16 protein-coding genes are annotated in these 23931 nt (G+C 48.2%); 10 read left to right on the forward strand and 6 right to left on the reverse strand.

The features are described from left to right. Nucleotides 1–7 precede the first annotated feature (7 nt). Both ACYVGO_RS08395 and ACYVGO_RS08400 read right to left on the reverse strand, forming a co-directional pair. Nucleotides 8–1333: an APC family permease gene (locus ACYVGO_RS08395; RefSeq protein ID WP_246859356.1), complete on the reverse strand. Its 1326-nt coding sequence runs from the start codon at nucleotides 1331–1333 to the stop codon at nucleotides 8–10. A gap of 216 nt (nucleotides 1334–1549) precedes the next feature. Continuing rightward, the gene (locus tag ACYVGO_RS08400) at nucleotides 1550–4564 is read right to left on the reverse strand and encodes a TonB-dependent receptor domain-containing protein (RefSeq protein ID WP_460968888.1); all 3015 of its coding nucleotides are present in this window, start codon (nucleotides 4562–4564) and stop codon (nucleotides 1550–1552) included. Between the two features lie 220 nt (nucleotides 4565–4784). On the opposite strand from ACYVGO_RS08400, the gene ACYVGO_RS08405 reads away from it, so the two are divergent. From ACYVGO_RS08405 to ACYVGO_RS08430, 6 genes are all read left to right on the forward strand, one after another. Next, entirely contained in the window at nucleotides 4785–6146 is a 1362-nt protein-coding gene (locus ACYVGO_RS08405) for a Gfo/Idh/MocA family protein (protein ID WP_460968889.1), read from the forward strand. 197 nt (nucleotides 6147–6343) lie between these two features. Next, the gene (locus ACYVGO_RS08410) at nucleotides 6344–9346 is read left to right on the forward strand and encodes a histidine kinase (RefSeq protein WP_460968890.1); all 3003 of its coding nucleotides are present in this window, start codon (nucleotides 6344–6346) and stop codon (nucleotides 9344–9346) included. Nucleotides 9347–9390: 44 nt separating this feature from the next. After that, the gene (locus ACYVGO_RS08415; protein ID WP_460968891.1) at nucleotides 9391–10140 is read left to right on the forward strand and encodes a response regulator; all 750 of its coding nucleotides are present in this window, start codon (nucleotides 9391–9393) and stop codon (nucleotides 10138–10140) included. Nucleotides 10141–10291: 151 nt separating this feature from the next. Further along, nucleotides 10292–12361, forward strand: coding sequence for a LamG-like jellyroll fold domain-containing protein (locus ACYVGO_RS08420; RefSeq protein WP_460968892.1), 2070 nt, complete (start codon nucleotides 10292–10294; stop codon nucleotides 12359–12361). A 44-nt stretch (nucleotides 12362–12405) separates the two neighbouring features. After that, entirely contained in the window at nucleotides 12406–13647 is a 1242-nt protein-coding gene (locus ACYVGO_RS08425) for a DUF6588 family protein (protein WP_460968893.1), read from the forward strand. Between the two features lie 186 nt (nucleotides 13648–13833). Continuing rightward, entirely contained in the window at nucleotides 13834–15015 is a 1182-nt protein-coding gene (locus ACYVGO_RS08430) for an acyltransferase family protein (protein WP_460968894.1), read from the forward strand. 26 nt (nucleotides 15016–15041) lie between these two features. On the opposite strand, the gene ACYVGO_RS08435 is transcribed toward ACYVGO_RS08430, so the two are convergent. Continuing rightward, nucleotides 15042–16001: an FAD:protein FMN transferase gene (locus ACYVGO_RS08435; RefSeq protein ID WP_460968895.1), complete on the reverse strand. Its 960-nt coding sequence runs from the start codon at nucleotides 15999–16001 to the stop codon at nucleotides 15042–15044. Nucleotides 16002–16094: 93 nt separating this feature from the next. On the opposite strand from ACYVGO_RS08435, the gene ACYVGO_RS08440 reads away from it, so the two are divergent. Continuing rightward, nucleotides 16095–16298 carry a hypothetical protein gene (locus ACYVGO_RS08440; RefSeq protein ID WP_142776265.1) on the forward strand — a complete coding sequence of 68 codons (204 nt, stop codon included), beginning with the start codon at nucleotides 16095–16097 and terminating at the stop codon, nucleotides 16296–16298. 11 nt (nucleotides 16299–16309) lie between these two features. Here ACYVGO_RS08440 and aroC read toward each other — a convergent pair whose 3' ends face one another. Together aroC and ACYVGO_RS08450 are read right to left on the reverse strand one after the other, a co-directional pair. Next, nucleotides 16310–17389: a chorismate synthase gene (aroC, locus tag ACYVGO_RS08445; protein WP_460968896.1), complete on the reverse strand. Its 1080-nt coding sequence runs from the start codon at nucleotides 17387–17389 to the stop codon at nucleotides 16310–16312. Between the two features lie 148 nt (nucleotides 17390–17537). After that, the gene (locus ACYVGO_RS08450) at nucleotides 17538–19007 is read right to left on the reverse strand and encodes a BatD family protein (protein WP_460968897.1); all 1470 of its coding nucleotides are present in this window, start codon (nucleotides 19005–19007) and stop codon (nucleotides 17538–17540) included. A 108-nt stretch (nucleotides 19008–19115) separates the two neighbouring features. On the opposite strand from ACYVGO_RS08450, the gene ACYVGO_RS08455 reads away from it, so the two are divergent. After that, on the forward strand, nucleotides 19116–19319 hold the full coding sequence (locus ACYVGO_RS08455; RefSeq protein WP_142776268.1) for a hypothetical protein: 204 nt from the start codon (nucleotides 19116–19118) through the stop codon (nucleotides 19317–19319). Between the two features lie 138 nt (nucleotides 19320–19457). Here the strand turns inward: ACYVGO_RS08455 and ACYVGO_RS08460 are convergent, their stop codons facing one another. Continuing rightward, the gene (locus ACYVGO_RS08460) at nucleotides 19458–20852 is read right to left on the reverse strand and encodes an MBL fold metallo-hydrolase RNA specificity domain-containing protein (protein ID WP_142776269.1); all 1395 of its coding nucleotides are present in this window, start codon (nucleotides 20850–20852) and stop codon (nucleotides 19458–19460) included. Nucleotides 20853–20957: 105 nt separating this feature from the next. Here ACYVGO_RS08460 and pbpC point away from each other — a divergent pair, with 105 nt between their 5' ends. Next, on the forward strand, nucleotides 20958–23348 hold the full coding sequence (gene pbpC, locus ACYVGO_RS08465; RefSeq protein WP_460968898.1) for a penicillin-binding protein 1C: 2391 nt from the start codon (nucleotides 20958–20960) through the stop codon (nucleotides 23346–23348). 61 nt (nucleotides 23349–23409) lie between these two features. Next, nucleotides 23410–23847, forward strand: a complete 438-nt coding sequence (locus ACYVGO_RS08470) for a nuclear transport factor 2 family protein (RefSeq protein WP_460968899.1) — start codon at nucleotides 23410–23412, stop codon at nucleotides 23845–23847. Nucleotides 23848–23931: the final 84 nt, after the last annotated feature.

The raw sequence follows: 23931 nt of genomic DNA on the forward strand, positions 1-23931 counted from the left end.
TAGATGATTACTCACCAAATGGCCACTGCTTGCGTACACCTGACGAAATCAGAAAGGTGATAATGCCTAACCCAATGACCGTTAGTCCAGACACCATAAAGGTCAAGCCCGTTGAGAAGAAAATAAAGAGCCATATGCCAATGGCGAGTATCACTGGCAGTGGATACAAGGGCATTCGGAAGGGAAACTCAACGGCCGTACGTCGGCGATGCAGCAGCAGCAATCCAATGGCCTGCCCAACAAACTGGATCACAATACGCATAGCCAGTATGGCCATAATCACATCCCCAAGCCGAAATAAAAGACTGAACAAAAAACCCAGACCGCCCAGAAAAAGCAGCGACATATACGGAAACTGACGGGTTGGATGAAGCCTGGCAAAAATTCCAAAAAACTGGCCATCTACGGCAGCCGCATACGGCACACGCGAATAGCCTAACAATACGGCAAACAGGGATGAAAACGCGACTAACAATACCAGTACCGTTGCCAATTGGGCCGCGCCAGAGCCATAGAGTGTTTCAACAAATGTGCTGACAATGAATTCACTGTTCTGGGCAATCTGCCAGGGCACCACGCTGACTACACTCAAATTCATGAGTAAGTATAAACCTGCAATTCCCACAATTGAGATAAACATGCTTGCCGGAATATTACGACCTGGACGTTGAATTTCTCCGCCCAGGTGACAAACATTATAATAGCCCAGATAGCAGTAAATTGTCTTGACCGATGCCTGTCCTAATCCCGCGGCCAATAGCCCACCGCTTACCGAACCCATTGACTGAAGTGTTTCCGATAATGGAATCCGGGCGTTACTCAATCCACCAATGATAATCCAGCCCAAGGTGAGCAGTACAGCCCCCCACATAATCAGGCCAATCTTACCGATAGAGTCGATTTTTCGATACAGTAACGCAATGATAATCAACACAACGCCACCCGAAACAGCTTTTCGTTGCCATTCGTCCAGCGGCATGAGATAAGAGGCATATTGAGCAAATCCGATTGCTCCGGATGCCACAACTAAGGGTGCCTGAATAAGCGTTTGCCAGACATACAGAAACGAGAGTAGCTTACCCCATCGTTGTTCACCATAAGAAATTTTCAGGAAGTTGTAGCTCCCTCCTGCCTGTGGAAAAGCGGCCCCTAATTCAGCCCAAACGAATGCATCGATCAGCGACACAACAGCACCCAACACCCAGGCCCACAAAAAAAGCGGCCCACCCAAGGTTTTAATAACCAGCGGCAACACGACAAATGGCCCAATACCGACCATGTCGATCATGTTCAGCGCCGTGCCTTGCAGAAGCGTAAGACGGCGAGGCAACATGGTTGATGCCGTATCAGAAGATTGATCAGGAGGTATAGCGTTACTCAATAGCGTATTGGATAACAAACTAAGTTAAGAAAAAGGTATTCCTTTGACAAAGGATAGAATGAACCTAAAAGTTCGATCAAAATCGAACTTATGAAGACGAAAAAGCCCTGCGGGTGATGTTAGGCTGACTAACACCTCCACAGGGCTTTTTTACATCTGTATTTATATTTAGTTCATCAACTGATCAAATGTCAGACTAACGTAATACATCGAGCCAACACTGGGGTTACCCCACGACTGCGTATAGAGTTTACCCGTTAGATTTGTGCCGCCCACTTTCAGAATCGACTTAATACCTGAAAGTTTCTTACTAACCTGTGCATCCAATGTACTGTACGCTGGAATAATGGTTTGCTGACGGCCCGTAGCTTCCGTATTCGCAAAGCTTGACTCCCACAAGAATGAATCCTGTGCACGATAAACCACATTGAAGCCAATACCCGTACCGGCTACGTTCCGATTACCAAACGTTATATTATACCGATACTTCGGTGTGTTGAAAAACGTAACAAAACCAGTCGGAATCTTATCCTGATCGATCAAATAGTTTGATGATATGTTAGCCCCAATCATATAATGACCAGGTAACGCATAATCTAACCCAATAGCCCATCCTGCGTTTTTCAATTGCGTTGGTGAGTTAACCGGGTAGGAATACACGTTGCGCGTTGAGCCACTGATGAGTTGCAGGGTAGAAGCTGGATCAGTTAGCGTAACTGGCGATTTACCTTGAACCACAATTTCACTACCCAGGAAATTCAGGAAGCGATTGTAGTAATAGTAGGCGTCAATAAATAATTTATTCCCCAGTAAGCCCTTATAGCCAACTTCGTAGGTTTCTACACGCTCAGGATCATAGCCGGGATTGCTCGATGTTTTCAACAGACCAAGTGCCTGAGGTAACGCTGCGGCCCCACCCTGTTGCAAGGTTGCCCCAAACGCCTGCACCGACTGAAGTGTATATACCGGGCTACCGCTGAAATTGTATTTCTGTTTGAAAAATGGCAAACCGCCAATTAGGCGGGCACTTGGAGTGTTTAGATCAATGTACTGATCCTGCGTGGTTGGAATCCGGAAACCCTGCTGAAACGATGCCCGGAAATTATGCACTTTAGCAACCGTTAATACCGCTGAGAATCTCGGACTTACCTGCGCCTTAAAGTTTTGATTCTTGTCGTACCGTAATGATCCTGTCAGTTTCAGCACGTCGGCCAGCGTTTTCGATGCCTGCACGTAAGCTCCGTACTCATCGATGGTAAATTCTTTGCCGTTTTCGTCACGCGCAAACAGCGTGCCTTCGGAGTTCAGCGCATACCGACGGACGTTTCCCCCCACAATCAACTCAACCGTTTTAGGATTGATCAGCTTGCTGAAGTTGTACATAACCTCTCCATGGTAAAGATTGGTTTTGTCCAGGAACCGTGCCCCTACACCTGTAGCATCGCCCGGAATTGGCTTCCCGGTAACGGCATCAAACGCCTGCTGAAAACCAGGTGTACCCGGCAGCAACCGATTTTTATCAGCAGCCCCACGAGCCTGATTCAACAGCGTTGATTGCTGACTGGTTGCATATGCCTGAGCCGCAGCCAATGCAGCCGCAGGTGTTTGCCCAGCCCCCAGAGCCGTTAAGTAAGCGCCAGCATAGCCTGTAAGGGCCGATTGTGCATAGGTACCAAAATAGGTAGGAAACCAGGTAGATGCACTGCCACTCCAGGCTTCATTGATTCCCTGTCCCAATATAGACGTAGCATACGCATCACCCGACCGCTCCTGTGTGGTATAGGCCCGCACGAAGAAGTTAGAACCGCGTAGCTCAAGTTTGTACTGACCCAGTTTAAAACCTTTAATGTAATAGCGGTCAGCACCCGTGTACACCGTTGTACCCGTTCCCCAGTTTGCCTGAACAATAGCTTCGACATTATCATTCAGCCGATAATGCAACGCACCGTTCAGTTTTAGGTTAGAAGCATTATACTGTACCAGATCGCTTTCCTGATAACCCGTCCGTGAAATATTCAGGTTAGGGATAATGTTATTAAAAATCTGCTGGGGTGTCAGGCCTGTTAATTGCGGCAAGGTTGCATTTCCAGCCTGTGGAATCGGGGTAGTAGCAATGGCACCTAAAATCGCCGAAGTACCGTTTGCCCCGGTTCCAGGTACGCCATTACCATACAGATTCGAATAGAGGTTAGCACTGGCATCGCCATAAATATTGATACCATCATACCCTGAGTTATTCGTACGATTCCCGTTATCGAGTGTAAAGCCATTGGAATAACTTTGGTCACGATAATCCGTTGCCTGCCAGTCTTTTGCGGTTAGATAGGATACTCCAACTTTAAAGGCAAACTTGTTATTAAATGCTTTGGCGTAGCGAAACGCGGCATCATAAAATGGCGTTGTTGCTGTTGACCGATTGCTGGCGCTCATCACCCCTGCTTTAGCATACGCACTCAGCCCCTGATACAGAAATGGGCTTTTCGAGTTCATAAGCAACAAGCCATTGATGGCATTGGGCCCATATAGTGCAGAAGCCGCGCCCGGAAGTAATTCAACACTCTCCAGATCCAGCTCCGATACGCCCGCAATATTACCTACTGAGAAGTTTAGTCCCGGCGCTTGGTTGTCCATGCCATCCAGCAATTGCACGACCCGAGTATTACCATTTGCACCAAAGCCCCGTACGTTAACCGATTTAAACGTCAGACTTTGCGTACTCATGTCTACACCCTTAATGTTCTGCAGTGCATCGTAGAATGTAGCCGACGGTGTAGCCTGAAACGAGCGGATGTCCAATCGCTCAACCGAGACCGGCGACTTCAGTACGCTTTCCTCTACCCGCGAGGCCGAAACGACAACCTCCTGACCTATCATGACCTGTTCTTTCAGAACAACGTTAACATCACTACGGTCCCCATTGATCGTAAACTCCTGTGTTTGGAAGCCAACACCTGTTACAGCAATGACGAATGGAGTTGGCGTATTGGTTGTCAGGGAGAAATTACCTTTTTGATCAGTAATTGTTCCAATAACCTTACCTTTTACAGCAATGCTGATTCCGGCGAGCTCATCGTGTTTCGCATCGTCGGTCACTTTTCCAGAAACGCGCGTCTGGGCAAACACAGTCAAGCTTAATAAGCTAACCAGCCCGGAAAGCAGGGAATAAGTAATTATTTTTCTCATAAGTAGCTAGTAAGAATTCAGTTATGTAACTCCGGGTTACTTTCGGCTAAAAGTACGGACAACCCTACCTTTTGTACAAATTTTTCTTGACATTGATTAATTTATTTTAATGTGCATGCAAGGTAAAGCGAACATGTTTAGATAGCCAATAGTAAATTCAATGTTAAGCGTTCTTTTTTACCTGACAACTTTCTCAACCGATATTTTTCCTAGATAATACATGGCACAAGAATCAAATCAGGATCGCCGGGAGTTTTTAAAAACATCTGGCTTGCTTACGGGTGGCGCCATTTTGAGCAGCCTGCCCTTTAGTGCACAGGCAATTGAACGGCCAACTTCACGCTTCCATTTTTCGGTAAACGATACCATTAAAGTGGCACTCATTGGTTGTGGCGGGCGTGGTACAGGTGCGGCTCAGCAGGCACTTAACACCAAGCAAAACATCAAAATTGTTGCGATGGCCGATGCATTCCGCGATCGACTTGATGATGCCTACAAAGCACTGACGGAACGAGGCCTGAAAGCAGCTGATGGTTCGCCAAAAGTAGATGTGCCTGAAGACCACAAGTTCGTGGGTTTCGACGCCTATAAACAGGCGATGGCCTTAGCTGACGTAGTTATTCTGGCCACACCACCGGGTTTCCGGCCAAGCCATTTTGAAGAAGCCATCCGGCAGAACAAACAGGTATTTATGGAGAAACCCGTTGCTACAGATGCGCCAGGTGTTCGACGTGTATTAGCAGCTGCCGAAGAAGCAAAACGTAAAAAACTGAACGTAGTCGTTGGCTTACAACGACGCTACCAGCCCAGTTATCGTGATATGATTAAGCGCATTCACGATGGGGCCATAGGCGATATTGTGGGCGGGCAGGTATACTGGGTTAGCGGAGGTGTTTGGCAAAAGCCCCGCAAACCGGGTCAAACCGAAATGGATTACCAGATGCGTAACTGGTATTACTTTAACTGGCTCTGTGGCGATCATATTAACGAGCAGCACGTTCACAATATCGACGTAGCAAACTGGGTGAAAGATAGTTACCCGGTTTCCTGCCAGGGAACAGGCGGTCGGCAGGTTCGGACAGGTAAAGACTACGGCGAAATTTTTGATCACCATATCGTTGATTACGTGTATGCCGATGGCACGACCATTAACAGCCAGTGCCGCCACTACGAAGGTACCTATAGCCGGGTAGACGAAATGTTCCTGGGTACAAAAGGTAAGATTGAAGGCATGGAAAAGAAAAGCAGTGCCTTGATGGGCTATAATGGCCAAGCCATTTATACGCACAACGCGAAAGCCGACGGCAATCCGTACCAGATTGAGCACGATGAACTGTTCGAAGCCATCGCCAAAAACGAATATAAATTTGCCGATGCTGAACGGGTTGCTAAAAGCACGATGACAGCCCTTATGGGTCGTATGGCTACCTATTCGGGCAAAGTTGTGAAATGGGACGAAGCCCTGAATTCGCAAATTGACTTGTTCCCAACTACACTGGCCTGGGACGCAATGCCTAAGAGCCTGCCCGATAAAGACGGCTGGTATCAGATAGCGGTACCTGGTAAGACTATAGCCGTATAATTGTAGAGAGACACTAGCCTGCATCTTACTTGCGTCAGTAATATGGCGCATCAGAGCTGGATAAGTATACCACATCAATATATTATATATCATTAGGCCCGACTACCATAGCCGTAGTCGGGCTTGTTGTTTTTTCTAATCATTGGTTTGGTAAACCTTCCTTAAGCGTACATATTTGAGACCTTGTACGTGCAGACATGAAAGGTCAGCTTCTGCTTCTATTTCTATTATTAGGTTGGTTGATAACGACTGTTCAGGCACAACAGCCTTACATTCGTGCCTTTACCGAAAAAGATGGCCTGCCCGATGGTGTTCTGTATTCGCCGTTTCAAGATTCAAAAGGGTATATCTGGCTAACGTCTACCCAGGGTCTTGCCCGGTATAATGGCCGAAGCTTTCAGCCGTTTCGGACACAGGAAGGCTTGGCTCATAACGACATATGGGGGCTGTTTGAGGATCAATGCGGTCACCTGTTTTTTGAAACCTATTTTAACGATAGCCTTACGATTCAGTATTTTGACCTACGAACCGACCGAATTCGGCAGGTTCGTGTATTACCCGAGCATATTCTTTATCAAAAAAAAACCACTACCCTTTCCTTCTCAACCGCTTTTCTTCGATACCAAACCATCGGCACCGACACGGTTCTGGTGTATCTAAACCACTTTAATAACAGTCAAAACGGCGATTTCTTTGCTCTCTTACTACACTGCTCGACAAACGGGGTCGAAGCGATTCGTCCGCTGGAGGCATTGCGTCTGGGCATTCCGCCGGGCAGCGTACTTACAGCAGGTAACGTGGCCATTCAGTCCACTGGTCGGCAGGCTGTTATATGGAAGTTTAAACACAATTATTGGCAACGATTTGGGGCAATAGAAAAGTTGAATATTAGTTCTATTGATGTTGGCAATGTTCTACTATTGACAGACAGCACATTTCTGGTTGGCACCAACAAGGGCATTAAGTTGTATCATCGCTCGGGTCGAAAACTGGCCTCGTTACCAATCCAAACCAACCATTTGCTTGGCTATGGACGGCTTCCGAATGGCTATATCTCCTACGAAACCAGTGAGAAGAAACGGGAAGTAGTGTCCCCACAACTCAAACGACTACCGTTTTCCGATTTCCTACAATCGCTCCAGATTAAAAGTCTGACGATTGACCGGCAAAAAAATTGGTGGCTTACCACAGTCAATAATGATTTTTTAATGGTGCCAGAACAGGCATTGGCCAACTCGCGCACCTGGTCTTTCGGAGAAGCTCTTCGTCATATTGCCAAAGACCGCCGGGGCAGATACTGGGTTGGCACCGAAACCGGACGGGTGCTGTACCGCCCAGCCGATGCACCAACCTGGCAACCGCTTAGGTTCTCCCCTCCCTTCAATGACTACATCCGGGGCCTGGCCTGTACCGCTACGGGCCATTTGCTCATTGCCAACAACAGGCAGTTGGCTATTACCTATATCGATAAGCCGATACTACCTAACTACATTCCACTCAAAATCAGCCGTTATTTCAGCGACACAGTGCCCATGCAGATTCTGCTGCGGATACCCCTGTCCATTACAGCCGCCCCCAAATCCATTACCAACGGCCCCACGGTCTATATTGCCGAAGGGAGCCGAACCTGGCAGGCCTCTTTCCGGCCCAACCAGATTCGCTTTTTGCCGGTGGCCGTTGGGAAATCCTATACCGCGGTTCCGGTTGGAAAGTGGCTGTACCTGGGTCGGCCCGATGGCCTTTACCGGGTTCCGCTCGGCCATATCAATGCATCGCCACAAACGGTGTCTGGTTTTCCGGCCAGTTCGGTGGCTACACTGGCTGCCGATTCAGCCGGTTTGTTATATGTAGCCTACGAAGCGGGCGGTTTGTGGCTGCATAAACCACAAACCGGGCACTTGCGGGAGTTGCCTCAATTTACTGGCACGGTCGTGAATCGGGTTGTGACCGACCGGCCGGGCCATGCCTGGGCCTGCACGCAGTCGGAAGGGCTGGTTGAATTGCTTGATGGTCAAAAAATACGAACCATTGATCAGGCAGATGGCCTGCCATCCAATCAGGTTCTGGATGTATGGCCCGAAGCCAGGCAGCTCGCTGTTGCCACCGCCGGGGGCTTTACCGAACTGAATAGGGCACAGCAATTAGCCTGGCCCTCGCATCGGTCGCAATTGCGGATAAAAAGCGTCACATTTCCGGTCAATCGTCAGGATTCGACCCTTCTGTATCCACAAGCTGGTCAAGATTTATTACTTGACAATCAAGACAATACAATTCGATTGATGCTCGAAAATCTGGATTTTCAGGCGACTGGTACCATGATGTATACATACCAGTTACTGAAAGCAGACGATACGGTGGCGGTGGTTCGAAAACCTGATCTTACGTATGAGCTTCACTACCTGCAACCAGGCCCCTACAGGCTGCTCGTGAGCAGCAGCGATGGCGCTCATGTTCAGTTTGCGTTTCGTATCCGACGCCCCATCTGGCAGCAATGGTGGTTCTGGCTATTAATCGGTGGCATTGTTGGGCTGGCTATTTTCTACCAGTTCCAGCTTCGGATAAAACGGGCTACGCTGGAGCTTCGGGCTTTGCAGGGCCAGGTAAATGCCCATTTTGCCGCTAATTTTATTGAAGTTATCAAGAATCTAACCCTGCGCGAAGAAAAGTTCAAAGCCTTTGATATGCTGAGTCTATTCGGGAGTCTGATGCGTAGTTTTGTAGTAGCCTCCCGCCAAAAACATATCCGACTGGAAGACGAAATCAGCTTTATTCAACGCTATATTCATCTCACCAAACAGGTCTACTACCTTCAGAAAGATACCGAACTGACCGAAAGTATCAGTATTTCGGAGGCCCTGGACCCTAAAACCCTGATTCAGCCACTGCTTGTACAACCGATTGTGGAGAATGCCATTAAGTATGGTATTTTTCATAAAGGGTCGGCTAGTCGGCTGATAGTCCGGTTTGAGCCTTACCAACCCGGTATTATTCGGTGTATTGTAGAAGACGATGGCGTTGGGCGGCAACGCGTGGCCGATATTCAGGAGCAGGAACAACAGGCCCTGGCATCGCTCGGTCAGAAAATCAGCAAGTCCAAAGGGTCGATTGAGGTGATGCGCGAGGCTGGCATTTCGGTTCAATTTATTGACTTAGACCAAGGAACCCGCGTCGAACTGATGTTGAAGGTTATCAAATCCTAATTTCACTTGTTTGTCTTTCAGGCTACACTCCCCACTTTTTGCCTATGTTTACCTGCCTTCTGATTGACGATATCCCAAATATTCTGGATACTCATCAGCTTATTTTCCAGACGTTCTTTGCCGACAAAGTACGTGTGCTGGCAACGGGCCAAAGTGCACAGGAGGGACTTAACCTCATTGCTCAACACCGGCCCGACGTGTTACTCCTGGATGCCCACATGCCAAACATGAGCGGGTCATCGCTGGTAAGCTACCTCTACAATAATCGAATTTATAACGGCCTTGAAACCCTTAAAATTATTCTGTATACCGGACGAACGGAAGTCTATGAATCCATTTCCGGTTCCGAATTTAAATACCCCGTCCGTATTCTTGATAAAGGAACGCTAACCGTCGAAGGCTACGGTAAGCTCATTGAAGACCTGAATCAATGGATACTCAACGACCGCCTTGCCAAAACCCTCCGCATTGATAATCAGATGGTTTATGCCGGAGACATTGTTTACCTGAAATCGCTTTCCCCCGTTACTGAAATCCGAATCAGCAACCGTCAACTTCCGCTGATAAGCGGCTACCCACTAGCCCACTACAAAGCCCGTATCGACATCCTGTCGACGGGGCGACAACCGTTGCCTTCGTATTTTTTCTTTGCCACCAACGATTATGTTCTGAACCGGCTCTATATCGACTCTTACGCAGCCGAAGAGGTTTTTTTGAAAACCGCACCGGTGCAAACTATCCGAATTTCGCGCACGCATCGAGCCGCCTTTGAATCCTGGTGGTTCGATCGCTGAGCCTCCCCTCCACATTCCAATCGTTGGATTGGCATCTTGATTAGCCCTGTATAAACTTGTGAACGAAAGAGGTTACTTCTTACGGAGTACCCACTTGTATCCACACCAATTTATTTATCTGAAACAGGCGCTCTCTTTTTCTCTTATTCGTATGCTTACATGGCAAAAATGGCTGTTACTAATAAGCTGTACAGGCTTAGTTATCTATGGATGTAGCCCCAAAACCGTCGACACGCCCGCCAGTCCAGCCGCAGGCTTGACCGAAGCCGATATGGTCCAGATTGCCGAAGCCTACGGGGCCATTGCACAATCGGCTACACCCATCCTGCACGGATCGACGCCCGAAAAAATCAGGGCAGCTTATCAGGCTCAAAGCAGTACTTATCGAAAAATTTCCGGCGTCAACGATGTTCGAATCAACCCGAATGAGCTGGTCGTGACGTTTACGAAGGGCATTCAGGTGGTCTGGAGTTTTGGGTATCCCGAAAGCGAGTCGCTTTCAGACGATGAACTCGACGAAATTATGCCCCAGAGCATTTCGATTCCGGGCACGACCGACAACCGGCAGGCTCGCACGGCCGCCGACTATCCCGGCAATAAAAAAGTAGTCTGGATCAACCAGCACTCCAACGACGACGGGCATGGAGGAACCGCCAGCTTTTATCCACGGATTCGCGCCAGCTTTCTCAACAAAAACTATACCGTCGATAACATTCCGAACGAAGCCATGACGCTGGACTTTATGGGCAGCCAGTTGAGTCAATACGGCGTTATTTTTCTCAATTCACACGGTGCTTATGACGAAGCCACCGGGCATACCTGGATCTGCACCGGCGCACGGGCTATCGGCGATGCTCAGATGAACCGGTTGGCCTCTCCGTTTCCCCAACCCTACAAAGACGATTTTATAGCTTACCTAAACCAATACGTTCAGCTCCAGAACGACGAACGCTTCTTAGGATTGCCGATGCGCGTTAATGTGTATGAAGAGCGACAGCAGAACAACTACGTATACCGGGCTTATATCGAAATTTCGGACGAGTTGGTCCAGCGTGTGTACGCAAAAAAACGTTTTCCCAACAGCCTGGTGCTGCTCAATATCTGCCAGGGTAGCAAAGACCGCAATAAAGCCCTCCTGAAAGCTTTTACGGCCAACAGCGCCAAACTAGCCCTTGGCTGGGACGAAATCCAAAACATTGGCGTGAGGGCTTTCGCCAATTTGCTGAGTTCGATGCTGGCAGGTTACAGTTTTGCGGATGCGTATGAGCAGATTCCGAATAATCTGCGCAATGGCTGTATGCTGCCCGAATGTAGTGGCTATGCCAACATGAAGGCCGATCCCAGCCTGAGCGACGATGCCCTGAAAAGCCTTTATCTCTACAAAGCCGATCTCAGCAGTGGGCTGGTTGCTTATTTCCCCTTTGAGGGCAACGCTGCCGACAAAAGCGGTAACAACAACCACGGCCAGGCCAACGGCATCGACTATGTGGCGGGCCAGAAAGGCAAAGGAGCGTACTTCCACGGGGTTCAGCAGGCCGACGCTTCGTTCTCTAACGTCGATAAGATATTTCTTCAGCCCTCCTCTTCGCTCACCTTTCAGAACGGAATGACGATTTCATTCTGGATAAAACTACCTACCGATACATTCTGGCCCGACAAAGCCACCTACTGCAATGGAGCCACTTTAACGGGCTATACGTTTGGGTGGGGGGGTATTTTTTCGCGTATGCCCGACGATCTGGCATCTTACCAGGGACCAATAGTACGGGTTCCGCCAGGCTTTCAGTGTTTTGTTAACCTATCACCCAACATCGGCACCGGTATCACGAGCCAGCATTATGACCTGACTCCTTATCTGAGTCCTGTAGAAAGCTCACTAGCTTCATTCATTACCAGCTCTGATCGGTTTCTGCATGTGGTGATGGTATTTAAAGGCAAAACCGTCAAATTTTATACAGATGGTTCTGAAAACGGATCGGCCGAGCTACCCCGCCCTTTATATGCCGAAGCCGCCGACAAGCCCATACTGATTGGCGCAGGCCGAAATGTTCACCTGCCTTTCACCGCCAAGCACTACCTCTACAGTGGAGCGGTAGCCGAACATTTTCACTGCTTCCAATATATCCACCCACTCGAAGGCGTGCTGGATGAACTGCGTATCTACAACCGTGCCCTATCGGCCCCCGACGTAAAACAGCTTTATGAAACAGACCGGCAGTAACGACTAAATCACCATCATAACGAGTAACCGTAACCCCTTAATCCATGAAAAATACGTGTGTTAGCATACTCCTCGGCGTGCTGCCGCTGGCGGCCTTTTCGCAGAAAGTTGAAGGGCTTGGCAACACTATAGCTTACCCGGGGGAGGCCCGTCAGCTCATCGGGGAGGCCTCAAAAAGCTTTTTAAACCTGGTGCCCGGTGGCTACAATACAGCCTGGTTCTCGGCACCCTCTACGCTGAAACCCGGCAAAGTCGACTTTAAATTTACCTTCACCGCCAGTATAGCCCCCAAATCGGCCGAAAGCTTTACGTGGCATCCTGAAAGCTACCCGCATTATGCCGTTGCAAACGGAGCTACGTCGCTGCCCACTGTTTTGGCAGGCCCTGACCAAAAAGCCTTTATCATTACCCGCCCACCTGCCCATTTAACACCCGCCGAAGCCAGCCAGTACACAACCTTAGCCGGGAGCGATACACTTCAGGGTAGTTCTCTTGGCCGTATCTTACCAGGGTTTATTCCGCAGCTATCCATCGGCTTACCGCTCAACTCCGAGCTTACGGTTCGCGGCTTAACGTTCGGCAAAAAATTTGGTCTTTACTATTGGGGAGCTGGGTTGAAACACAACCTGGGCCGAACCTTGAAATGGCCGTTCGACCTAGCTATTCAGTTGGGTTTTACGCGATTCAATATAGAACGGAATGATTCAACGGTGGTGCCCAACCTTCCCCGGCAAACGCCTGTAGTAGCAGGCTTTGTCAGTATAGAAGGCAACAAGTCATACACACCTGTTTTATACGGAGTTGATATGTGGCATGTGTCGGCCACCATTGGTAAAACGTTTTCGACCAACTTCGACGACGGCCGAACGCGCCAGTTCACGCTGTATGGGGGTCTTCAACTCATGCAAAGTACAACCCACATGGGCTATAGCGGTACCCTGCCGATTCAACTGATCGAAACCCGGCACGACAATCCGAATTTCCTTAAACCCGTTACAACGGGCTGGACGGGGTTTCAGATCCAGGATACTTATACGCGTGTAGGCGCGCTGGGTGGTATGGAATATAAAGCCCTGTCAGACATACGGTTATCGCTGGGCGGCATCTACCAGCCCGACGGCTACGCCAGCCTGAACGCCACCGTTGGCGGGCCTCCGCTAAAAATGCTCAAAGGCACAGCGCAGGTTATGCTCCTGCCTACGGTTATTGTGCTGCGGGCTATATCTTATGCCTTCAGTTATCAGTATCGTGTTGTGCACCCCTGGCATTGGTGGTACTACTGGTAAGAAAGGCAGGTTTCCAGGCATAAGGAGGCTCACTAACTATTCCTGGAAACCTATTTTCAAAACAGAGTCGACGGCTATACGTGCAACTGGCCATATCCTTACAAAGCATCATCCTATTTTTTGTGTTGATGCAACCGAAGCAAGTAACCCCGCATCTTCCAGATAATCAGCTCATTTTAGATTATCATGGCCACCGTTCAACATCAACGAGAACATTATATTGATTGGATAAGGGTTATCGCCTTTATGATTTTAATCTTTTTCCACTGCTCCATGCCCTTTGTACAGTTTGGCTGGGAAATAAAAAATACGGAACACTCCATCTTCCTCGACCGAATTATTATCTGGCTTCACCAATGGCGCTTACCCTTACTATTTTTCATTTCTGGAGTAGGGGTTAGTTTTTCGTTACATAAGCGATCAGTTCTTTCTTTTTTTGGCGAGCGCATTGTCCGGCTGTTTATCCCTCTGGTATTTTCAATGTTATTTGTCATACCTCTCCAGGTATATTTTGAGCGCCTGCAAGAAAAGAAGATCAGTGAATCATACTGGGATTTCTACCCTTCGGTTTGGAATTTTATACCCTATCCGGAAGGAACGCTTACCTGGAGCCACTTATGGTTTGTTATCTATCTTTTCGTTTTTACAATCTTACTATTACCCGTTTTCTCTTTATTAAAGCTCAGGGCTCTACACGGTTGGAAGCAACGAATCAACCCATTCTTTACGCATCCATCCGCCAATCTTTTGCTGGCAGTCCCCTTCATCCTATACTATTTCCTATGGTACATCCGGTGGCCCGTTCAGGGTAGTTTACTTGATGACTGGTTCCTGTTTAATTCATCGATTACGTTTTACTTCATCGGTTATTTTCTGGCCGATCTGCCCTCATTCTGGAAAACCTGCGAAACGTATCGAAGCTTTTTTTTAGGGATAACCTTATCTTGTCTGGTTGTCCTTTTCTGGAAGTACTACTGGTCAGTAGAGCTGCCAAAGCAACAGGATGCTTCGCTTTATAGTTACGGCTTTTTCGATGGGTTACACATCTGGTCAATCATCCTGACAATCATTGGGTTTGCACGACGATATCTAAATTTTTCCAATCCATCACTCGTGTATTTAACCTCGGCGGTTTACCCATTCTACATTCTTCATCAAACGATCATTGTGGCAACGGGCTACTACATTGTTCAATGGGAAAGTCCGATTTGGATCAAGTTGACTAGCCTGATTGTGGTTTGTTTTACCTTGATCCTTCTACTGTACCATTTCCTGATTCGTCCCTTTGTTCTCACACGTATCCTGTACGGGCTGAAGCCTAAGCAACTAAGGCCAACAAATCACGTATCGTATGCCGAACAGGAATAGTGATGGTTCCTGGGCAAAATCAATGGTCAAAACTCAGCCGACTGCCATTTGCGCAGTTGGTCGTGTTTGTTTTCCAGCATGAGCAGTTTTACACCCGGAAATTGGCCTAACAACCGACGGCTTTTCCGTAATCCGGCCACGCTGAAAACCTTTGTTAGTGCATCGGCCTGATACCCATTGGGCGCAAGGACGGTAGCCTGCACAAAGTGATGCAATCCAAGCCCGGAACGTGGGTTCATAATGTGCGAATAGCGTCTACCTCGGTACTCCAGAAAACGATACGTATCACCAGAGGTCGTAATAGCTGCATTTTTGAGCAGAATGGTCGTTGTGTCTCTATCACCAGCTTTTCCTGAACCAATACCTACGCGCCAGCCAGCCAGATTCGGAGGTGGATCGCCGACCAGAATATCTCCCCCAATATCAATCAGAGCAGATTGTATTCCGAACCCATGAAGAACATGCAGCGCTTCGTCGATCGCAAAGCCCTGACCAATCCCACCAACATCCAGCCGCATATGAGATCGGCGTAGTCGTACCGAACGAGTGGTGCTATCTAACTCCATCAGTCTATAGCCAACAGCACGTCTGGCCCGATGACGTTCCCTCACGGTTGGAAATTCCTTCCGGCGAACAGCCCTTCGCCAAAGCAATGACAGCGGTCCAAGGGTTGGATCATACCGACCCTTAGAAAGTCGGGCGATAGTTTGTGCTTTTTGCAGAACGTTAAACAAATCAATCGAAACCGGTGTCCATTGGCCAGACCCACTGGTAGCGGACAACCGATTGATTTCGGAGCCGTCCATGTAATCGCTCATGACCTGATTCAGGGAATCCATCCGAGCCGATACTGCGGTATAGGCCCGTTGAGCTATCAGGCTGTCGGGTGCGTAAAAAATAACATTGAATTGCGTTCCCATCAAGCCACGGTGAAACGAAAACCGCGTCTGAGCGTTCGACTGGGCATGAACAAAAACTGGTAGCAAGTTTATTGCTACCAGATGAACTAAGGTAAAATGAAGGAATAACGTAGTCCGCAAACTATTTTTACACGATATGTTTATCAAGCTACTTACAGTATGGTCACGATCAAAAATAAATTCGTTTTACTAGCCGCCGGTTTCTGGTTATCAGGCATTGTACTTATCCTAATTGGCGCAGGGGTTAAAAGTGCACGTCCTGATGTTGCCGGACCATTATTAACTGTGGGAATTATAGCGCAGGCAGCTGGCTTCGGCTTCTTAGGATTTGCGATTATGCAGGCAGTTCTAAAGAAAAAGTGAGTGGCAGCGATCTAAACGCGCGCTACCTTATCCCGCAGATACATATCAGCTAGCACCAGGGCAGCCATGGCTTCTACAATGGGCACGGCACGGGGTACAACGCATGGGTCATGCCGACCTTTGCCCGAAACGGTAACGGCCTGCCCATGTACATCTACACTATCCTGATCCTGCATGATGGTGGCTACCGGTTTGAAGGCCGTTCTAAAGTAGACATCCTCGCCGTTGCTAATTCCACCCTGAATGCCGCCCGACTGGTTCGTCTTTGTCCGAACTCGGCCCTGTTCATCGGTATAAAATTCGTCGTTATGCTGAGAGCCGTATTGTTCTACCCCGGCAAATCCGCTACCGTATTCAAATCCTTTTACAGCATTGATACTGAGCATAGCTTTACCCAGTTCGGCATGGAGTTTATCGAAAACAGGTTCGCCCCAGCCCACGGGAACTCCCGTCACAACGCAGTCGACAATACCGCCAATAGAATCGCCCCGCTTACGTGTTTCATCAATATAGGTAAACATTTGCTCAGCCGTTTCGGGATCGGGGCAACGAACGGCATTTTCTTCGGCCAGAGCCAGATTTAATTCCTGATATGGCTTATCAAGTTTTAGTTTTCCTACCTGAGAGACGTAGGCCTGAATCTGAACCCCTTGTTGTGCAAGCAGTAATTTGGCAATGGCTCCAGCCGCTACGCGAGCCGCCGTTTCGCGAGCCGACGAACGGCCACCACCCCGGTAATCGCGGGAGCCATATTTAGTCTGATAGGTATAATCAGCATGAGATGGCCGGAATTGCTCGGAGATATGGCCGTAATCTTTACTTCGCTGATCGGTATTTCGAATAAGCAGAGCAATGGGCGTTCCCTGGGTTTTTCCATCAAATACGCCTGAGAGTACCTCAAATTCATCTGCTTCACGCCGTTGGGTCGTTATGCGCGACTGCCCAGGTTTCCGTCGATCTAGTTCATGCTGAATAAAGTCTGTATCGAAGGCTAATCCGGCTGGGCAACCGTCAATCACAACGCCGATACCCGGCCCATGGGATTCACCAAATGTAGAAATTCGAAATAGCTTTCCGTACGTACTGCTCATGCCTGTTGGGTAATATGTATTCAGGCAAAATTAGCTAGTTATTGAGTCATTATTTAGCCGGTTCGCATCAACAATCCCCTGGCAGAACGCCTATCTTCATATAACTACCTAAAATACTGACGATTAGAAAAATATTTTATGATACTAACTACCGTCCTGTATCCTGTTTTTTAAAAAAAACGAATACCATTCCGATCAACATAACCAAAATAAGCACATTGGCAATGGCCCGAACCAGCACCGAAATGCTAATTGGCTGGAGTGTACTATCCATGGCTTCAATACCTGCATATAGCGAGTGATCAGTCGTTATACCTGATGACGTTTCGCCATTAGCTCCCGAACCACTACTGGGTGCCGCCACCTGAGCTGCGGCAGTAGGATTTTTGTTCCCAACCTGGAGTCGCAATTGTGGCCGAAGTGTATCGTATTGCCCGGTTTTGGGGTCGAAGTAAATCCATTGGAAACGGTTCGCCAATGAAATCTCTCCATTCTGGTGTGGTACAATAAAGTAGCTGAATGTTTTACGGCCTGTTACCTGATTCCCATTATTCGTAACTGTGTGTCGTTCTTCGGGCGGAAACACATCAAACTCTGCTGTTTCATTTGAAAGCGCGGGAGCAGGAAGCGTAGCAATATTTCCCTCTCCTATTACGGTTAGCGTATAGCGAACACTTTGCCCTATAGTAACACCCTGCCGATCTAGCCCTTCTTCCAACTGAAACGACCCAACCGGCACCCTTCCCCGTAGTGGGTGCGGAGGTAATGCCTTAACCGTTATGGTGAGTGGTCTGCTGGTGAATACTACTGTTTCGGGCTGAGATGAGGGTGGCCCAATGTTGGGTCGTGGACGTACTAACTGAAGCGACACGGCGGGCAATCGTAAATCCTGATTCGAAAGCGGGAAAAAGACGGATTGGTAGATACGAAACTCCCGGAATCTTTTCCCTCTGATTAGGATTGAGATCGGCTTCAATTCTGTAATGGCCAGGTTTTCTTCCCACGAGTTAGCCGGACGGATTTTTTTGGTGATCTCCTGTAATTGCTTGTCGAGAGCGGTAAAATTGAGGACGTATGGATAGTCATCGGCAATATACAGTGATAGGGTCAGTGCCACGTCTTCACCCGCATAAACCGACGATTTAGACGCACGTAGTGATAGAAAAGCGGCTTTCCCTGTAACTACATCTACCGTATTAAGTGTAGTAGCGGTTGGTGCAGTTGCCGTTTTGGAGGGTAGAACAACTAGTACTGCCCCATCCGAACGCACGGTTTCACCATTAATGGTAATCGTAAATGGTGGCAACCGAAATCGACCGGAAGCAGTAGCCAGATAATTTTGCGTAATTACTTGATTAGTAATTGTTTTTCCACCAACTTCACTAGGGGAAACACTAGTCGATATTCCTTGTTTAGTGAATCCGGTTATATCAGGAAAGGGAATGGTAACCCTATTTTCGCTATTGGGAATGATGACTGAAATAGTAAAAGGCCGCTCAATAGGAAAAGTAGTTTGGCTTAATTCAATAGAAGTAACATTATCAGGAACTTGTCCAAAAACTATACTACTACCCAAGAAAAATAATGCAAAAAATTTGCGGAATATTGCAAGTAACATTGTTATTTTGAAGCAACAATTTTCATAGTAAGTCGTTACCGATATAAGAACGAACCAGTCAACCTCTTTCAATATCCATAGGCTTCCTAAACAACAAATTAATACCCTATGCTCTCTATGCTCGAATATATCAAAACCATCCTTCAGAAGGTGAGTTTTGATAAATCTCTTTTTGAAAAAGAATTGGCCAAAGCCATTAAGTTGCTCATTCCAAAAGAAGTTAAGCAACTAAAACGCTGGTGTTATCTCCAATTTGGCAAAGTTTACCGAGTGGTATTGAACCACTGTTTTTCACGGGTTCGGTTTACCTGACAAAGTAGTCTGACGGCTAAAAAAGCTCCCCTGGCTTCGCGAAGCCAGGGGAGCTTTTTGTTTTGTCCGTATTCGGTCTATGGTAATTAGTTTACGGTTAATAACACGCATGCGCAGCCAACCGTAAACCAAATACCTTTACAGATTCACTTTCTGTCCCATTTCAGGTATCTCTATATGCTGAAATCCAGCCGCCTGCAGGTGATCTTTCCAGATAAGTTGCTTGTCGTATTCGCCATGAACCAGAAATACCTGTTTAACCTGAGCGGGATTCTGGCAGCTCAAAAAGTGAAGCATTTCCTTATAATCGCCATGGGCCGAGAACGAGTCCATAATAGCTACACGGGCAATAACCGGGTATCGTTCGCCAAAAATTGTCACTTCCTTATCACCCCGCTTCAAAGCGCCACCCAGGCTGGTTGGCGATGCATAACCAACCAGAAGAATGGTGGTATTGGGTTTTGTAATGTTGTTCTTGATATGATGCTTGATACGTCCGGCCTCAGCCATGCCTGATGGCGCAATGATAATACAGGGTTCTTTGCTATCATTGATGGCTTTCGACTCGTTTACGTCCGTCACATAATGCAGATTAGGGAAGTTAAACGCATCGCCATCCTTTTTGATATAAGCCAGAATATCCGGATTAAAATCTTCTTCATGATCACGCATGACCTTCGTCGCTTTCACCGACATTGGGCTGTCGATATACACTGGCAAACGGGGTAAACGACCTTCACTTTCTAACTGGTCGAGCGCATAAATCAACTCCTGTGTACGGTCAACTGCAAAAGCCGGAATAATGAGCTTACCCCGCCCTTCTACACATGTCTGCTGAACGATATTGAGCAAATGCGCTTTCATATCAGGTTCCGCTTCATGCAGTCGGTCGCCGTAGGTCGATTCGCAAATGATGTAGTCAGCCTGTGGGAAGGTATCGGGCGAGCGCAGAATTTTATCATCGGGACGGCCAATATCACCACTAAAAAAAAGATGCTTCTCCACCCCGTTGTCTTCAATCATCAGGCTAACGGCTGCACTGCCCAGTAAATGGCCCGCATCGGTTAGTAAGCCCGTCACTTCATCGCAAATCATGAACGACTTTCCATACTGCACGGCTTGCATCTGATCGAGTGCCTTCTGTACGTCTTCTTCGTCATAGAGTGCCTCAAGCTCAGGCTCGCCCCGGCGCTTACGTCGCTCATTAACTCGTTCGAGGTCGCGTTCCTGAATCCGCGCACTATCCATGAGCATCACTTCGCAGAGATCAATTGTGGCCGATGTCGTGTAAATTGGGCCTTTGAACCCCTTGCGCACGAGCCGGGGAATCAGGCCTGTGTGGTCAATATGCGCATGAGAAAGTACCATGTAATCAACCAGGGCCGGATCGAATCCAAACTGTTGGTTCAGCTCATCGGTGTTGATACCCTGAAATAGCCCACAATCGAGCAAGATTTGTTTGCCACTGGCGGTGGTCAGCAAGTGTTTACTACCCGTAACGGTACGGGCTGCGCCGAAAAATTGAATGGTCATGATTTAGGTATGTTCTCGGTAAATCTGTGCGTTTCTTTGTACCTCTCCGTGTACAAACTATGCTACTGAGACGTGCAAATAAACAGAGAGTTTCACGGACTTATCATGGTGACTATTGAAAAAGGTAAAATCCTGGCGAAGCAACTCTGGAAATCGCGTTTTGTGAAAACCAGTATCACCGCCATATTGATTTTTTTCGGCCTGGATTTCTTTTTCCCTGTTCAAACCAACGTACCGTATTCAACGATCATTACGGCCCGAGACGGCTCCATTTTGCACGCCTTTTTAAGCCGTGATGACAAGTGGCGGATGTATGCCGAACTTCATGAAATTACGCCCGCCCTCCGCGATGCCATTCTATTCAAAGAAGACAAATACTTTCGGTTTCATCCCGGTTTTAATCCAGTGGCCATGCTTCGGGCAGCGGCCCGGAATCTGCTAAAAGGAAGACGAACATCGGGGGCTTCGACCATCACGATGCAAACGGTACGACTTCTCGAACCGCGCGACCGTACCTATGGAAACAAACTGATTGAGCTGTTCCGAGCCTTGCAGTTGGAGGTCCATTTCTCGAAAGATGAGATTCTACAATTGTACCTGAACCTGATTCCTTATGGCGGTAACGTTGAAGGACTTAAGTCGGCATCTCTACTCTACTTTGGAAAACCACCTGTATTACTCAGTCTGGCCGAACTGACAACACTGACCATTATTCCGAACCGGCCATCGAGTCTACGACTGGGGGTCCGAAACGCGCTTATTGTGCAGGAACGCAATCGGTGGCTCGCACGCTTCCAGAAGGCACACCTCTTCGACGATGTAACTATAACTGATGCGCAACGGGAGCCACTCAACGCGTATCGCCGGGAAGCTCCCCAACTGGCACCGCACCTATCGCGTCGGCTCCGGGCCGAAAACCCAACGACTCCAATTATACAGTCAACCCTGAACCCGACAGCACAAACCACGGCAGAACGGTTAGTGCAGCATTACGCCGATCGTATACGAGCCTATAATATCCACAATTCGGCGGTATTGATTGTGGATAACCTATCACAGGAGGTGGTAGCGTATGTCGGCTCGGCAGATTTTGGGAATGCCTTCGATGGCGGTCAGGTAGATGGTGTGCGCGCGGTACGATCCCCTGGTAGCGCGCTAAAACCGCTTCTGTATGGGTTGGCTTTCGATGAGGGTATCATTACGCCCAAAACCAAATTGGCCGATGTGCCGAGCAACTTCGGCGGCTATGAGCCCGACAACTACGATCGGCGTTTCAATGGCCCAGTTACAGCTGAATTTGCCCTGGCGAATTCGCTGAATATTCCGGCCGTTGCGTTGCTAAAGGAAATTGGAACTCCATCCTTAGTATCAACCCTTCAGAAAGCTGGATTTTCGGCCATAAAAAAACAGGCAAAGGAGTTGGGACTTTCCATGATTCTGGGTGGTTGCGGTGTTACACTGGAGGAGATGACACGACTGTATACCGGGTTGGCGAATGGGGGGAAGATGGGGGAGTTACGGTTTAGTGTGAATACTACCCCACCGACCCGTCGGACCGCCCCGGCCCCGCCCCTTAAAAAAGGGGCGGGGGGTGGGGTAAGTCTTTTATCCCCCGAAGCCGCCTACCTGGTTACCCACACCCTCACCCAAATCACTCGTCCAGATCTGCCCAATAACTTCGACAATAGCTATCACCTTCCGAGGATTGCCTGGAAAACAGGCACCTCCTATGGCCGGCGTGATGCCTGGAGTATTGGCTATAACCAACGGTATACAATTGGGGTTTGGGTTGGTAATTTTTCGGGGGTGGGTGTAGCCGAACTTAGTGGCGCTAATACCGCGACGCCTTTGCTGTTTCAGCTGTTCAACGTGCTGGACTATAATTCATCCACGGGTTGGTTCCGAATCCCCAAAGGCGCAACCAAATTATCGTCGCGGCTTATATGCCCCGAAACGGGCGACGTTCCAGGCGAGTTTTGTACCAATCCGGTGACAGACTATTGCATTATGGGCGTATCTAGATATAGGCGTTGCCAACATCGGAAAGCTGTTTTCACCAATGCATCCGGGACAATTTCCTATTGTGCACAGTGCCTGCCGGATAGCGGTTCCGTGCGTCGCTCCTATCCAAATTTGGCACCGGAAGTCATTACGTTTTACCAAAGTCGTCATATTCCGTTTGAGGTAGTCCCTCCTCATAATCCATCCTGCGAACGGGTGTTTGGGAATATTGGCCAGACTGGACCGCAGATAACGGGACTGAATAACGGTAGTGCGTATTTTATCAACCCAAAACAACCTGCCGAAATGGAGTTGAGCTGCCAGACTTCCAATGATGTACAAACCGTATTCTGGTATTTGAACGATAAATTTTACCGACGAGCCAAGCCAACCGAAGCAGTATTTTTCAAACCTAAAGCGGGGGCGTTAAAAATTTCCTGCGCCGATGATAAAGGTCGAAGCAGTGATATTCGGATACTAGTAAATTATGAGTAAGTGTTTGTTTATCTTGCCTTTCTCACTTAGTTATTTACCCTCAAACCGAATTAACGTATCCATGAAACTAGTACTCCCCTTTATTACGGCACTTCTTCTCTCCACAGCCACCTTAGCGCAACAAGCTACCGACCCTACTCAAGACCCTACCGCTCTGGGCAATGCCTTCTTTAAAGCTATGCTCGATGAAGATAGCAAAACCCTTGGCTCCTTAGTCGCCAGTGATTTCAGTCTCGTTAGTTTCGATGGTAGCACCGTTGATGGCGATATGCTTGTACAGGGCGTTGGGGGTGGTTTCGTGGTGGTTGATGCAGCTACCGTATCGGATACCCGGACGCGCCAGTACAATAGCGATTCGGCCGTAATGACGGGCATGTGGAAGGCCAAAGGCAATGTTCAGGGAAATGGGTTCGATAATTCCGTTTCTTTCTCGGTTGTATGTGCCAAACAGGGAGGCTCCTGGAAAATTGTTAACGTTCAGTTTACACCTACCCGGTAATTACCGCTTAGTAAGTCAGCTACTGAAAACCAACCCACTCCACAATTTAGGAGTGGGTTTTTTCGTCTATATTCGGCCTTTCAC

It is taken from the genome of Spirosoma migulaei (assembly GCF_054776855.1).

Excerpts from the sequence above, each read along its gene's own strand:
- ACYVGO_RS08395 (WP_246859356.1), bottom strand. The coding sequence starts at position 1,333 with ATGTTGCCTCGCCGTCTTACGCTTCTGCAAGGCACGGCGCTGAACATG.
- ACYVGO_RS08400 (WP_460968888.1), bottom strand. The coding sequence starts at position 4,564 with ATGAGAAAAATAATTACTTATTCCCTGCTTTCCGGGCTGGTTAGCTTA.
- ACYVGO_RS08405 (WP_460968889.1), top strand. The coding sequence starts at position 4,785 with ATGGCACAAGAATCAAATCAGGATCGCCGGGAGTTTTTAAAAACATCT.
- ACYVGO_RS08410 (WP_460968890.1), top strand. The coding sequence starts at position 6,344 with ATGAAAGGTCAGCTTCTGCTTCTATTTCTATTATTAGGTTGGTTGATA.
- ACYVGO_RS08415 (WP_460968891.1), top strand. The coding sequence starts at position 9,391 with ATGTTTACCTGCCTTCTGATTGACGATATCCCAAATATTCTGGATACT.
- ACYVGO_RS08420 (WP_460968892.1), top strand. The coding sequence starts at position 10,292 with ATGCTTACATGGCAAAAATGGCTGTTACTAATAAGCTGTACAGGCTTA.
- ACYVGO_RS08425 (WP_460968893.1), top strand. The coding sequence starts at position 12,406 with ATGAAAAATACGTGTGTTAGCATACTCCTCGGCGTGCTGCCGCTGGCG.
- ACYVGO_RS08430 (WP_460968894.1), top strand. The coding sequence starts at position 13,834 with ATGGCCACCGTTCAACATCAACGAGAACATTATATTGATTGGATAAGG.
- ACYVGO_RS08440 (WP_142776265.1), top strand. The coding sequence starts at position 16,095 with ATGGTCACGATCAAAAATAAATTCGTTTTACTAGCCGCCGGTTTCTGG.
- aroC (WP_460968896.1), bottom strand. The coding sequence starts at position 17,389 with ATGAGCAGTACGTACGGAAAGCTATTTCGAATTTCTACATTTGGTGAA.
- ACYVGO_RS08450 (WP_460968897.1), bottom strand. The coding sequence starts at position 19,007 with ATGTTACTTGCAATATTCCGCAAATTTTTTGCATTATTTTTCTTGGGT.
- ACYVGO_RS08455 (WP_142776268.1), top strand. The coding sequence starts at position 19,116 with ATGCTCTCTATGCTCGAATATATCAAAACCATCCTTCAGAAGGTGAGT.
- ACYVGO_RS08460 (WP_142776269.1), bottom strand. The coding sequence starts at position 20,852 with ATGACCATTCAATTTTTCGGCGCAGCCCGTACCGTTACGGGTAGTAAA.
- pbpC (WP_460968898.1), top strand. The coding sequence starts at position 20,958 with ATGGTGACTATTGAAAAAGGTAAAATCCTGGCGAAGCAACTCTGGAAA.
- ACYVGO_RS08470 (WP_460968899.1), top strand. The coding sequence starts at position 23,410 with ATGAAACTAGTACTCCCCTTTATTACGGCACTTCTTCTCTCCACAGCC.